General features: G+C 64.0%; 12 protein-coding genes. 4 read left to right on the top strand and 8 right to left on the bottom strand.

Annotation, left to right across the window (positions count from 1 at the left end; translation table 11 throughout):
• Nucleotides 1-52 precede the first annotated feature (52 nt).
• The 5 genes from atpA to atpB form a co-directional block, all read right to left on the bottom strand.
• On the bottom strand, nucleotides 53-1624 hold the full coding sequence (gene atpA, locus U0177_RS01070) for a F0F1 ATP synthase subunit alpha (protein WP_409568728.1): 1572 nt from the start codon (nucleotides 1622-1624) through the stop codon (nucleotides 53-55).
• Between the two features lie 110 nt (nucleotides 1625-1734).
• A complete protein-coding gene (gene atpH, locus U0177_RS01065) occupies nucleotides 1735-2226 on the bottom strand; it encodes an ATP synthase F1 subunit delta (RefSeq protein ID WP_409568727.1) in 492 nt (163 codons plus the stop codon).
• An 81-nt stretch (nucleotides 2227-2307) separates the two neighbouring features.
• Nucleotides 2308-2799, bottom strand: a complete 492-nt coding sequence (locus tag U0177_RS01060) for a F0F1 ATP synthase subunit B (protein ID WP_409568726.1) — start codon at nucleotides 2797-2799, stop codon at nucleotides 2308-2310.
• A 70-nt stretch (nucleotides 2800-2869) separates the two neighbouring features.
• On the bottom strand, nucleotides 2870-3103 hold the full coding sequence (atpE, locus tag U0177_RS01055) for an ATP synthase F0 subunit C (RefSeq protein ID WP_409568725.1): 234 nt from the start codon (nucleotides 3101-3103) through the stop codon (nucleotides 2870-2872).
• Nucleotides 3104-3223: 120 nt separating this feature from the next.
• On the bottom strand, nucleotides 3224-4180 hold the full coding sequence (gene atpB / locus U0177_RS01050; RefSeq protein ID WP_409568724.1) for a F0F1 ATP synthase subunit A: 957 nt from the start codon (nucleotides 4178-4180) through the stop codon (nucleotides 3224-3226).
• 447 nt (nucleotides 4181-4627) lie between these two features.
• Here atpB and U0177_RS01045 point away from each other — a divergent pair, with 447 nt between their 5' ends.
• Nucleotides 4628-5032 carry a DUF4332 domain-containing protein gene (locus U0177_RS01045; RefSeq protein WP_409568723.1) on the top strand — a complete coding sequence of 135 codons (405 nt, stop codon included), beginning with the start codon at nucleotides 4628-4630 and terminating at the stop codon, nucleotides 5030-5032.
• 107 nt (nucleotides 5033-5139) lie between these two features.
• On the opposite strand, the gene U0177_RS01040 is transcribed toward U0177_RS01045, so the two are convergent.
• The 3 genes from U0177_RS01040 to U0177_RS01030 form a co-directional block, all read right to left on the bottom strand.
• A complete protein-coding gene (locus tag U0177_RS01040) occupies nucleotides 5140-6072 on the bottom strand; it encodes a response regulator (protein WP_409568722.1) in 933 nt (310 codons plus the stop codon).
• Nucleotides 6073-6125: 53 nt separating this feature from the next.
• Nucleotides 6126-7817, bottom strand: a complete 1692-nt coding sequence (locus tag U0177_RS01035) for an ATP-binding protein (RefSeq protein WP_409568721.1) — start codon at nucleotides 7815-7817, stop codon at nucleotides 6126-6128.
• 149 nt (nucleotides 7818-7966) lie between these two features.
• On the bottom strand, nucleotides 7967-9109 hold the full coding sequence (locus U0177_RS01030; RefSeq protein ID WP_409568720.1) for a hypothetical protein: 1143 nt from the start codon (nucleotides 9107-9109) through the stop codon (nucleotides 7967-7969).
• A gap of 527 nt (nucleotides 9110-9636) precedes the next feature.
• On the opposite strand from U0177_RS01030, the gene U0177_RS01025 reads away from it, so the two are divergent.
• The 3 genes from U0177_RS01025 (at nucleotide 9637) to bchE (ending at nucleotide 13388) form a co-directional block, all read left to right on the top strand.
• A complete protein-coding gene (locus U0177_RS01025; protein ID WP_409568719.1) occupies nucleotides 9637-11043 on the top strand; it encodes a BCD family MFS transporter in 1407 nt (468 codons plus the stop codon).
• Nucleotides 11044-11205: 162 nt separating this feature from the next.
• Nucleotides 11206-11844 (top strand): bacteriochlorophyll 4-vinyl reductase, encoded by a 639-nt coding sequence (bchJ, locus tag U0177_RS01020; protein WP_409568718.1) that lies wholly within the window; start codon nucleotides 11206-11208, stop codon nucleotides 11842-11844.
• Entirely contained in the window at nucleotides 11841-13388 is a 1548-nt protein-coding gene (gene bchE / locus U0177_RS01015) for a magnesium-protoporphyrin IX monomethyl ester anaerobic oxidative cyclase (protein ID WP_409568717.1), read from the top strand. Before bchJ ends, bchE begins: the two co-directional genes overlap by 4 nt.
• Nucleotides 13389-13399: the final 11 nt, after the last annotated feature.

The following is a 13399-nucleotide window of genomic DNA, read 5'->3' as shown; positions in this document are numbered from 1 at the left end:
CAGTCGGCAGTAAGCGCGCTCGGAGCGCTGCCTACTGCCGGCTGCCGACTGCTTACTCAGCGTAATTGCTCGTCTGCTTGAACTCTTTAATCGCCGTCTCGAGCGCATTGCGGATGCTGTCGGATGGGAACTTGCGATCGAGCCGGTTTTCGAAGATCTCGCGGCCAAGCTCGGGGTGCGCGGTGTGCATGAACTGCAGGAAGTCGCTCTTCCACTGTGTCACCTGGGCTACCGCCACGTCGTCGAGGTAGCCGTTGTTCGCCGCGAACAGCACCGCAACCTGGTCTTCAAGCGCCAGCGGCTGGTACTGCGGCTGCTTCAGCACTTCCTGCAGGCGCTGGCCGCGGTCGATCTGTGCCTTGGTGGCGGCGTCCAGGTCGGATGCGAACTGCGCGAATGCCGCGAGGTCGCGGAACTGGGCCATGTCGATCTTGAGCTTGTCCGACACCGAGCGCATCGCGCGCGTCTGGGCCGCGCCACCCACACGCGAAACCGAGATACCGACGTTCAGCGCCGGGCGAATACCGGCGTTGAACAGGTCGCCTTCAAGGAAGATCTGGCCGTCGGTGATCGAGATCACATTGGTTGGAATATAGGCCGACACGTCGTTGGCCTGGGTTTCGATCACCGGCAGTGCGGTGAGCGATCCGCCGCCGTTCTCTTTGTTGAGGCGCGCGGCGCGCTCGAGCAGGCGCGAGTGCAGGTAGAACACGTCGCCGGGGTAGGCCTCGCGGCCTGGCGGGCGGCGCAGCAGCAGCGACACCTGGCGGTAGGCGGTGGCGTGCTTCGAGAGGTCGTCGTACACGATCAGCGCGTCGCGCACCAGCTCACCGCCGATCATCACGCCATTTTCCATGATCTCTTCGCCGATCGTGCAGCCGGCGTAGGGCGCGATATACTGGAGCGCGGCCGACTCCGAGGCGGTGGCGGCTACGACGATGGTATATTCCATCGCGCCGTACTGCTCGAGCGTACCGACGATCTGGGCCACCTGGGCGCGCTTCTGGCCGATCGCCACATAGATGCACACCAGGCCCTTGCCCTTCTGGTTGATGATCGCATCGATCGCCACGGCCGTCTTGCCGGTCTGGCGGTCGCCGATGATCAGCTCGCGCTGGCCACGGCCGATCGGGATCATCGCGTCGATCGCCAGGATGCCGGTCTGTACCGGCGTATCGACCGACTGGCGGGTGATCACGCCCGGGGCGATACGCTCGATCGGGCGGTAGGTTTCGCTGGTAATCGCGCCCTTGTTGTCGATCGGCTGGCCTAGCGCGTTGACGACGCGGCCGACCAGCTCTTGGCCTACCGGCACCGAGATCACGCGCCCGGTCGAGTTGACCTGGTCGCCCTCTTCGATGCTCAGGTAGTCGCCGAGGATGATCGCGCTGACCGACTCTTGCTCGAGGTTGAGCGCGATGCCATACACTGGCTCGCTGCGCCCGGCCTTCACCGGGAACTCAAGCAGCTCGGAGGCCATTGCCTGGTCGAGGCCCTCGATGCGGGCCACGCCGTCGCCCACCGCTACCACGGTGCCGACATTGACCAGCTGGGGGCGCAAGTCGACGCCTGACTGAATGCTTTTCAGTAAACGCTGATATAGCTCTTGTGTTGCTACGGCCATTGCCGGCACCTCCTGTTTCTCTGATACAAAATCGGCGGGCGCGGTCGCCCCGCGGCTCGGGGTACACCTGCCCGCCATCCTCTGCACGGCCTCGCCGTCGTCTGCCGGCTTTAGCCCGCCAGCATATTGCGCTGGATGGCGCTAAGGCGGGTGCGCAGGCTATTGTCGAGCACCTGATCGCCGATGCGAATAATCAGCCCGCCGATCAGCGATGGGTCGACGTTGAAGCGCAGATCGAGCCGGCTGCCGTAGCGGCCGCGCAGGTCGTTCAAGATCGTATTGCGTTGGGCCTCGCTAAGCTCAACCGCGCTCACGACTTCGCCGCTGACTGGGCGGGTATCGCTGGCAGCATACTGCTCGAATGCTTCCACAATGCTCGGCAGCCGGTCGAGCGCGCCTTCGTTTGCCAGTGCCTGCACGAAGTTCTGCACTTCGCGCGGGGCGCCAGCCGGCACCGCGGCGCTGAGCGCTTGGGCGCGTGCGGCGCTGTCGTTTGGCAGCGTGGCGAGCTTGGCCGCGGCCGTTTTGAGCGATTGCAGCGCGTCGCCGACAAGTGCATCGTAGAGCGCGCGTGCGAAAACCTGGGCCTCGGACGTACTCACTCTATTCCTCCAATTTTGGATTTTGGATTTGCGATTTTGGACGACGAGCGACGTAATCCAAAATCCAAAATCAAAAATCGTCTAGTTCTGCCGCCCCAGGCTGGCCAGCGACTCGGCGATCAGCTTGTCGTGGTTCGATTTCAGCTCTTCGCCCAGCACGCGCGACGCGGTGATCGTCACCAGCTCGGCCATTTGGTTCTTCAGATCGCCCAGTAGCTGGTCGCGCTCCTGCTCGGCCTGCTTGCGCGCCTCGACGCGAATGCGGTCGGCCTCTTGGCGCGCCTGCGTGATCAGCTCTTGCTCCTGGAGCTTGGCGCGCTCTTGCGCCTGCGCCAGAATGCCGGCCGCCTCCTGGCGCGCCTGCGCCAGCTTGGCGTCGTAATCTTGGTTGGCGCGCGCCAGCTGCTCTTTGACCTGCTCGGCCTCTTTCAGGCTTTCCTGGATGCGCCGGGTGCGCTCGTTCAGCATGTTCAATACCGGCCGGTATAGGAACATGGTGAGCAGCCACACGATCAAGACCACGTTGATCAGCTGCGCGACCAGCAGGCCCCAGTTTATACCAAGCTTTTCCAATGCTGTTCTCCTACATCCTAGCCTGCCGCCGTGCGGCCGCAGGGGCGGCGCCGGCAGCCAGGGGCAATCGCTAGATGATCTGGAAGGCGATCAGCAGCGAGACGACCAGCGCGAAGATGAACAGCGACTCGGTCAGCGCGAAGCCAAGAATCATATAGGTTCGCAGTGTCCCCTCGGCTTCGGGGTTGCGACCCATCGCGGTGAGCGCGCCGCTGAAAACGATGCCGATACCAACGCCAGGTCCGATCGCGCCTAGGCCCACTGCCAGTGCGGCGGCGATGAGTCGCAAACCTGCGTCCGTCATGATGATTCCCTCCTTAAAAGCAGTATTGTATACGTGTAGAATACATGTCTCGCGGCTGAAGACCGCGTTGAACCCAGTTGAGCAGCCCGGCTGATACCCCGACCAGCCGCCGACTGGCTGTTAGTGCGACCCGCCGTGCCCCGGCAGATCGGCGGCCTCGAATGGCATTGTCTCGGGGTGGCCGTGCTCGTCGTGGCCGCCGTGTGCCAGCGTTGCCAGCGACATAAACACCAGCGTCAGCACCGAGAAGATAAACGCCTGCATGAACGCCACAAAGATTTCGAGGCCGTAGAATGGCAGTGGCAGCAGGTACGCGAACAGGAAGGCCATCACGCCCAGCACCACCTCGCCGGCGAAGATGTTGCCGAAAAGACGGAAGGCGAAAGCGATGATGCGAACAAACTCAGAGATAAGCTCGAGGATGCCCACGAAGGCCCCCATCGCCCCTTCTTTGAAGTTAAAGAACTTGGTGAGGTAGCTAAGCCCCAGCGCCTGAAAGCCAAACAGCTCGATGGTGAACACCGCCACCAGCGCCCACGCCAGCGTTACGTTCAAGTCGGCGCTGGGCGCGCGCAAGAACGGCACCACGTGGCCATCGGCGCAGTAGCCCGGCAGGCTGGCAAACACCTCGGAAGGCGCTACGTGCTCTTTGCCGGCCTCGGCCGCGGCAGTGGTGTTCTCGGCGGTCTTGCTCTGCGGCGCCGCATGCTCGACACGGCACACGCCAATGGTGCTGATTACCGGCACCAGCGCGAAGTAGTTCGAGTACAACACGAACAGAAAGATCGAGGCGCAGAGCGGGAAGAACTTGGCGACATTTTTGCGATCGACGCTTTGCGAGAAGTTGTAGAACGACTCGATCACGAACTCGATCACGTTCTGGAAGCCGCGCGGGATCAGCTGCATGTTGCGTGCGCCGAAGAAGATCGTCGCCAGCAGCAGCAAGTCGATGATCACTGTCTCGATCAGCGAATTGGTGATCGGAAAGCCGCTGGCGCAGTGCTCGCCCTCGAGCTGCCCGCCCAAGCACACGATCGGCTCGGCTGCGGCCGAGATCGCCAGATCTGCCCGAGTCATCTTGATGCCCGCGGCATACAGCGCAATACCAATAACCAGTGACACGCCAAGTATAATGAGTATCCGGTTACGCATGAGGGTGGGCTCCCTTCTCCGCTACGACTTTGGGAACTCTTTCACAAAGACTATACCATGAGGTAAACAGAAAGTCAACATTTGCTTGCGAACTCTTTCACAAGCATAGGGCCTAGGGGCATAAAAATTCAACCTTGATTGGAGGTTGAATTAAAAATCACACTGTGCTGATTCAAGCGGGCGCGAGTATAGCATAGGTCGTGCTGCTGCGCAAATTTGTGAGTTTGTGTATAATCGTGTTGAAGGCTTGGCTCAGCTTTAGCGGCGTGGCGCAGGGGCGCGGTATAGTGCGCCTGTACGAACCCCTGGCAGCTGAGCCATGGCGAAGGCATCGATGTCAATATTCTGCCGACATGCAAAGGAGAGCACACAATGGCACCGATCAAGGAGATCGAAGGCATTGGGCCGGCGTATGCCGAGAAGCTCAAAGGCGGCGGCGTTATCACAACCGATCACCTGCTGGAGCAAGGTGCCTCGGCCAAGGGGCGCGCGACGCTGGCGGCGAGCACGGGCATCAGCGAGAGCTTGATCTTGCGCTGGGTGAACCACGCCGATCTCGCGCGCATCAAAGGGGTTGGCTGGGAGTATGCCGACCTGCTAGAGGCTGCGGGCGTCGACACAGTGCCTGAGCTGGCGCAGCGCCGGCCGGAAAACCTGCATGCCAAGTTGGGGGAGGTAAACGAGGCCAAGTCGCTGGTGCGGCGCCTGCCCTCGCTCGATCAGGTGAGCGCGTGGGTTGCCGAGGCGGCGACGCTCGAGCGCAAAATCACGCACTAGCGCGTGGCTCGGCGGAAGCCGTTGCTGTGTCGGAGAAGGCGGGTTACACCTGGTGTCGGCGCCCGGCGCTGCGCGAAACGCAGTGCCGGGCGCGCGTGTTGGCGGGGCTAGCTGAGCATGTCCTGCATGTCGCGGATGGCGCGCTTGGCGTAGACCCAGACCGAGCCGATTTTGGCTGTGGCCACGCCGCTCTTATCGAACACGATCACCAGCATGAAGCTTTGCAGAATATCAAAGCAGTACAGATCGTAGCGCAGGCCCTCGTGCATATATAGTGCGGTCGAGTCGTCTTCACGCAAGATCTGCGAGATCTGGCCAGCGGTTGAGAAGCTGGTCGAGAGCAGCGGCAGCAGTATCATGGTGGGCAGGCCGGCGGTGATGCCGACTTCGGCCAGCACCATGCCGGCGCGGTTGGCGAGCAGAATGCACTGCGAGCCGACGTCTTGCGAGAGCGCCTCCATGCGGCTGCGGATCGGCTTGAGATTATCGGCGGTTATGACGATCGAGCCGCCGCGCGGCCGGGGGGTGCCGCTGGCGCGGCGTGCGGCCGGCTCGCTTGGCGCCGGCGGTGGCGTGCGCGGCTCGCGGCGTGGCCGATCGGCCAGCGAGCTGGCGGGCTGCGCATCGGCGCGGCGGGCTGGTGGCTCGGGCGGGGCCGGTGGCTCGGGCGGCGGCGCCATGGCGTGGCCGAGCGCCTGGTAGAGCGCACTATGCAGATCGTTCGCCGAGACCGGGCCATTCAGAAAGGTGTAAACGCCGTGGCTCGTAGCCTGCTCGGCGGCCTTTTTGTTGTGCGAGCGGCTCCAGAGCACGACACGGGTGGGCACGCCGAAATTTGGCAGGATCTCGGCCAGATCCAGCCCGCTCATGCCCGGCAGCTCGACATCGGCGACGATCACTTCGGGCGGCGAGTTGCGCACTTCCCACAGCGCATCGTTGGCCGAGTCGAGGATGCGCACCTCGATATCGTTGGCGAGCTGGCCTGGCAGCGCGCGTAGATCCTCGTTGTCGCCCGGCACAACTAGGAGACGGTAGGCCATTGCTCCTCTTTGCCTTTCCCAAACAACGTCGATTATGCATTCGTATGGCTGGGCTACTGCTGCGGTGTGCCGGCGACCGGCTGGCGATACGGCAGCGCGACGGCGAAGGTGCTGCCCTGGCCTGCCTGGCTAGCGACCCACACCGCCCCGCCAAGTGCGCTCACCAGCTCGCGCACAAGCGCTAGGCCAAGGCCGATGCCGCCATGGTCGCGCGTCAGCGAGTCGGCGACTTGGTAGAAGCGGTCGAAGATGCGCGGTAGCTCGCTTTCAGGAATGCCTATACCTGTATCTTGTACTTCGACCACGACCCATGGAAGGGCCGAGGTTGGTTGGCTGGCCGGTATAATCCGGCTGCCGCCGCTATCGATCGGGCCGCTTGGCCGAAGGCGGGCGCGGATCTCGATCGCGCCCTTGGGCGGCGTGAAGCGCACCGCGTTGGTAAGCAGGTGCCCAAGGATCAGCAATACTTTCTCGTGATCGCAGACAAACAGCAGCGGCTGATCGGGCATATCGAGCGTGATGGTTTGGCGGCGCTCGTCGGCGCCGGGGCGCACCCGCTCGATCGCGTTGCGAATCAGCTCCTGGATCACCACCTGATCGGGCGCCAGCTCGGTCTCGCCGGTATCGAGGTGGCGCAGGCTGACCATATCGTCGACGATATCTTTAATGCGCTGAGCGCTATCCATCACGCGCTCGAGGTACAGCCGCTTTTCGTTCTCGCTCTGGTCGCGCACCATCATGGTATAGCCGAGCACGATCGAGAGCGGTGTACGCAGCTCGTGCGATGCGATCGAGATAAACTCGCTCTTGAGCCGGTCGAGCTCTTGAGCGCGCTGGTAGGCTTTGTCGAGCTCGCCGTACAGCGATGCGTTGCGCAGCGCGGCGCCGGCATGGTTTGCCAGCAGCGACACGCTTTCGAGCACGCCCGGCCGCAGCATGCTGGCGTGGTCGTCGCACAGCAGCAGCACGCCATTGATCTTGCCCTGGGCGCGCAGCGGCAGCGCCAGCGCCTGGCCCAGCGCGGCGCCATCGACCTGGCAGATCTGCTCGCCGTCGGCCAGCTGCGGCTGCTGCTCGCGGAAGGCGCGCTCGATCAGCGCGTGGCCGGCCGGGAACAGTGTACCGCCCGCCAGCGACGGCACGATCGTCAGCGGCGCCTGTGGCTCGGCCATCAGCACCACGAACCCGGCGCGGAAATTCGTTTGTTCGAGCGACACGCGCAGCAAGGTATCGGCCACCTCGGCGAGCTCAAGCGTCGCGCTGAGCGCCTGGCTGCTATCGAGCAGCCGCTCGACGGCGGCCAGCCGAACGTTATCCTGCAAGATCGAGCGTTTGTGCAGCGCCTGGTCGACGGCAAGGCGCAAATGTTCGAGCTCGAACGGCTTGGACAAGAAATCGGCGATGCCGCGCTGCACCGACTGCTGCAGGTTTTCCATGGTCGCGAAGCCGGTCATAATAATGATCGCGATGGTTGGATCCTGCTCGCGCGCGATGTACGCCAGCTCGAGGCCGCTCATCGCCGGCATCTTGATGTCGGTAAGCAGCAGATCGAAGCGCTCGTCGCCGCGGAGCATCCTGGCAGCCGCCTGCGGGTCGCTGGTGGCGACAACCGCATAGCCGCCGCGCTGCAGCGTGCGCGAGCAGACATCGCACATATACGGCTCGTCGTCGACGACAAGAATGCGCGGGGTGTTCCCTGCGCCGTTGGCCCCTGGGTTACGGCGTGATCCGACAACCTGACTCATTGCATGGTATCTCTAGCGAGTAGCTTTGGATGCTCTGGTTGGGTGCAACGCGATTGATCCGCCAGGGAAACCAGCCTTGGTGCCCTCGTATGGGCGCCCCATGGCGCAACACCCGGCTGTTTGTTACCCGCGCCCGAGTGCCGCGAGCGTCAGGCCAGAACCTCGACATCGGCCTGGGGCAGCAGCACCGTAGTGCCATCGTCGAGCGCGACCTCGACCGCGCGCGCGCGCACCCGCGTGGTGAGCCGGCGCGGCGACGCGCTGACGCTGCGTACCTGGCCGACCTGGCCAAGATGCGCTGAGTCGAGCAGGCGCACGCTGGCGCCGCTGCGCAGCGCCGGCCGCGGCGGCTCGATCTGCACGCCAGCGGTGCGCGACGAGAGCGGAACCACCACGCGCGGGCGCTGCAGTGGTGCGCGCAGGCGCGTGCTGCCTTCGATCAATGTTTCTTGCCGATCGTGGTTGGCGAGCAGCTCGAACAGCGGCAATGCCATGGGCCGCGAGCCAAACCCCTCGGTGACGACGAGCGTCAGGTCGAGCGGCAGATCGGCGTTGGGGAACGCCCAATCGCCCAGGCCGCTGCGCCAGCTGGCCGGCGATGCCCAGCCCAGAAACGCGCGCAGCTCGGCTTCGTCGATGCTGCCGACGATCACGCCGCGCACCTGCTCTTGGGCGGCGCGCCGCAGCGCGGCGGCGCTAATGCCGCTGCCGCCGATGATGATCGCGTAGGCGCTGCGTGCGTCGATCATTTCGGGCCGGATGGGCTCGGCAGGGTCGGTGACGAGTAGCCGCAGCACGCCAGCGCGCTCGCGGCCCATGCCGAACGCGCCGTACACCTGGGCTGCCGGCGTTTCGATCACCACGCCGAGGCTCGGGATGATCTCCATCACCAGGCCGCGTACGCTGGCCGCTAGGTTGAACTGTACCGGATCGGGCGAGATCGTGACATAGCCGGTTTCGGCGTCGACTGCTTCGATCTTGCCGGTGATTGGCGACAGGCAGGTGCGCCCACCGATACGGCTCGAGCGCGCCAGCATCTCGCCGCGGCTGACTTTGTTGCCAACCTCGCGTACCATCGCGCGCTCGACCAGCGCCGGGGCGATGCTGAGGGCACGCGCCAGGTTGACGATCACCGGGGTGCCGGAGAGATAGGCGCTGGCAACGACCTCTTCGGGCTCGACCCGCTGGCCCTGGCGGACGCGCACTTCGCCGGCGCTTGGCAGCCGGCGCTCGATGCGCGCCACGGCGGTGCTGATCAGCGGGGGAGTTCCGGTAGGGACGTAGAGCGACATATGGTGGTGTTCTCCGCGTGTGTTCGTTTCCCGCGGCCATTATAGCACAACCAATTCGCTTTAGCTACGTTTGTACGCGGCCTGGCGCAGCGCGGCTGCGCGCGGCGCGGCGGCGTGCGCGGCCCGGCTCACAGCCAGTGCACTATGTTTGCACACCAATATGTGCTTTTATGCAACGATCAATACATAGTGCGCGCTCTTATGCATTCTTTGTGCACGAGTGCACTTTGCAGAATAAATATAGAGGTTTTGTAAACAGCGAAATTTTGCACATCCGTGATGTAGAGCTATTGTAAATTAAAACTAGAGGCTTTGCAAAGATTGAAAGTAGTTAATTATATGTTATACTCTAATCACCGATTCTTTGCCAAACTGCGTGGTTCGCCCTGGAAAGCACAAGTTTCACTGCGGTTGCCTATCGTTAGGGCGATCTGGCTTCGTGTTGCCAATGTTTCTTTGCTGTTGTAGTGCAGTGTCGTTACTACATTGTCGTAAGCGCATTTGCGTTTTTTGGAAAGGGCAGACATATGGCTGTTCAATCATCGATGGAGCAGGGCGTAGCGCGGCGCTCGCCGGTGATCGGGTTTATGAGCGGGGCGTTCAAGACGCTGCGGTTGGCGCTGCCCAAGCTAGGCGTGGGCTGGATGTTCGCGCTGCTCACCAGCAACTTCAACCGCATTGCGATCCACGACCTGGGCGTGGCGGCGGTGCTGGTTACGGTGATGATCGGCATGCACCACTTCCTGTCGCCCTTTCAGATCGTGTTTGGGCGGCTAGCCGACCGCCACCCGCTGTTTGGGCTGCGGCGCACGCCGTACTTCCTGCTTGGCTCGCTGCTTTCGAGCCTGGTGTTCCTGGCGCTGCCCAGCCTTGCCGTAGCGATGGGCCAGGGCTCGGGCCTGGCAGTGGCGGCCGGGTTCGGCTTGCTGCTTATGTTTGGCATTGGCATCGCCGCCTCGGGCGACTCGCACCACGCGCTGATCGCCGAGGTGACGAGCCCGCAGCGGCGCGGCGGCGTGGTGGCGGTGGTTTGGACGTTCACGATCGCCAGCGCGATCGCTGCGGCGATTGTGATCAAGGTGGTGATGGGCGACACCTACACGCCCGAGAAGATGCAATCGCTGTACAACCTGACGCCCTGGATCGTGATGATCACCGGGGCCGCCGGGCTGCTAGGCGTGGAGCGCCGCAAAAGCCGCGCCGAGCTGGCGGCGGCGCTTGAGCTTTCGCGGCAAGCTGTGCCGGCCGGCAACGTGGTGACGGCCACGCTGGGGCTGCTGCGCCAGAACCCCCAGGTGCGCGCGTTTTTCGGCTTTGTGTTCCTGTCGATCCTGGGGATCTTCCTGCAGGACGCGGTGCTCGAGGTGTTTGGCGCCGACGTGTTCGGTATGACGGTGAAGGAGACGACGACCTTCACCCAGACGTGGGGCGGCGGCGTGCTGATCGGCATGGTGCTGATCGGCATTGTGAGCTCGGTGCTGCCGCTGAGCAAGAAGCTGATCGCGCTGCTGGGCGGCATGGGCACGGCGGTAGGGCTGGGCCTGCTGACCGTCTGTGCGTTCACGCAGCAGCGCAGCCTGCTGAACCCGGCGCTGCTGCTGATGGGCCTGAGCACTGGCCTGTACAACGTCGGCGCGCTCTCGCTCATGATGGATATGACCGTCGAGGGCGCGACTGGCCTGTATATGGGCATGTGGGGCATGGCCCAGGCGTTTGGCACCGGCAGCGCCTCGGTGCTCAGCGGCGCGCTGAAAAGCGTGCTGATCGAGAGCGGGCTGATGAGCGCGCAGCTTGGCTACACCACGATCTTTGGCATCGAGACGCTGCTGATGGTCGTGGGCGTGGCGCTGCTGCGCGGCGTGAGCATCGAGGAGTTTCGCGGGCTGACGCGCGGCGATATCGTGCGCAGCATGGAAGTTTCGGCGGTGGCGTAGCGCGGGCGCGCGAGCGCAGCACACTCGGCCGTCCTGATGCGTCCCGCGCTCGCGCCACAGGAACGCGCGCTCTGGTGTTTGGCTAGCAAGCAGCGGCGGCGCACACGCGAGCGCAGTGCAGGTGGATTGGATGTGGGTAGTCGTGGAACTGACGAGGCGGCGATGACAACACATCTGCTGGAGCGGCCCACGCGCAGAGCGGCCGAGTCGGCCGGCACGATCGGGCCAAACGCGGTGATACAGACGGTGAACGCCCTGACCGAGCTGCGCGGCCCTGGGCTGTGCGCGCAGCTGCTGGAGCGGATCGGCAAGCCCTGGCTGCTAAGCTACCGCCCCGGCGCGATGATCGACGAGCGCGAGTTTGTGGAGCTGTACCACGACCTGCTGGGCGCGCTGGGCCGCGCCGAGACCAGCCGGGTGATGGCGCGCGCGGGCACGCTGACGTCGCAGTACGTGATGCGCAACCGCATCCCGCAGCCGGTACACCGGCTGCTGCGCGCGCTGCCGCGGCAGCTCGGGCTGCGGCTGCTGCTCGGCGCAATCGGCAAGCACGCCTGGACATTCGCCGGCAGCGGGAAGTTCGGCTATACGCCTGGACGCACGCCGCTGCTGACGATCGAGCGCTGCCTGACCGCGCGCGACCAGGCGAGCGACGCGCCGATCTGCTCGTTCTACCAGGCGGCATTCGAAGGCTTTGTGACGACGCTGATCGACCCGCGGCTGCGGGTGCGCGAAGAGCGCTGCCTGGCATGCGGCGCCGCGCGCTGTGAATTTCGGATTGTGGTGGAGGCGATGCCATGAAAATCATGCTGATTCAGCCGAACTACCACGCCGGCGGCGCCGAGATCGCCGGCAACTGGCCGCCCAGCTGGGTGGCGTACATCGGCGGCGCGCTGCGCAACGCCGGGTTCGGCAACCTGCGCTTTGTCGACGCGATGACCAACGACCTGAGCGACGAGGTCGTGCGCCAGATCATCGAGAAGAACCAGCCCGACGTGGTGCTGGCCACGGCGATCACGCCGATGATCTACAAGGCCGAGGCCACGCTGAAGATCGCCAAGGAGGTAAACCCCAAAGTCAAGGCGATCCTCGGCGGCGTGCACCCGACGTTTATGTACGCGCAGGTGCTGGCCGAGGCGCCGTGGATCGACTACATCGTGCGCGGCGAGGGCGAGGAGATCATCGTCAATTTGCTGCGCACGATCGACGCGGGCGAGGAAGACAGCGAGCGCGCGAACATCCGCGGCATCGCCTACCTCGACGAGCACGACAAAGTGGTGGCCACGCCGGCGCACCCGCCGATCACGCCGCTCGAGTCGCTCACGCCCGACTGGAGCCTGCTCGAGTGGGCGAAGTACATCTACATCCCGCTCAACACGCGCGTGGCAGTGCCGAACTTCGCGCGCGGCTGCCCGTTCACCTGCCGCTTCTGCTCGCAGTGGAAGTTCTGGCGCACCTACCGCGTGCGCGAGCCTCACGCGTTTGTCGACGAGGTCGAGCGCCTGGTGCAGGAGTTCAAGGTCGGCTTCATGATCCTGGCCGACGAGGAGCCGACCATCCACCGCAAGAAGTTCATCGCGATGTGCAATGCGCTGATCGAGCGCAAGGTGAAGGTACACTGGGGCATCAATACGCGCGTCACCGATATTCTGCGCGACGAAGAGCTGCTGCCGCTGTACCGCAAAGCCGGGCTGGTGCATGTGTCGCTTGGCACCGAGGCGGCAGCGCAGATGAACCTGAACCGCTTTCGCAAGCAGACGACGATCGAGCAGAACAAGAAGGCGATCGACCTGCTGAAGCAGCACGGCATGGTCGCCGAGGCGCAGTTCATCATGGGCCTCGAGAACGAGACGCCCGAGACGATCGAGGAAACCTACCGGCTTTCGCAGGACTGGAAGCCGGACATGGCCAACTGGAATATGTATACGCCCTGGCCGTTCGCCGAGCTGTTTGAAGAACTGGGCGACCGCGTCGAGGTGCGCGACTACTCGAAATACAACTTTGTGACGCCGATCATCCAGCCCGACGGCATGGACCGCGAGGATGTGCTGAAGGGCGTGCTGCGCAACTACGGCCGCTTCTATATGCGCAAGGCGCTGCTCGAGTACCCGTTCATCAAGGATCCGTTCAAGCGCAAATATATGCGCGGCTGCCTGCGCGCCTTCGCCAAAAGCACCATGAGCAAGCGCTTCTACGACCTGGGGCGGGTGAGCTTCCACGGCCTGAGCACGCAGATCGACCTGGGCTTCGACGAGTCGAAGGTGCTGACGGGCGAGCAGATCATCGAGCTGAAGCAGACCCGGCCCGACCTCGCGCCCGACACGAATTTCCAGGGCACGGTGTAACGAGGGGTTGA

Source organism: Kouleothrix sp. (assembly GCF_046328425.1).
Lineage (GTDB): Bacteria > Chloroflexota > Chloroflexia > Chloroflexales > Roseiflexaceae > Kouleothrix.
Note: the sequence above shows the minus strand (reverse complement) of the source record. Positions and strands in the feature narration are given on the sequence as shown.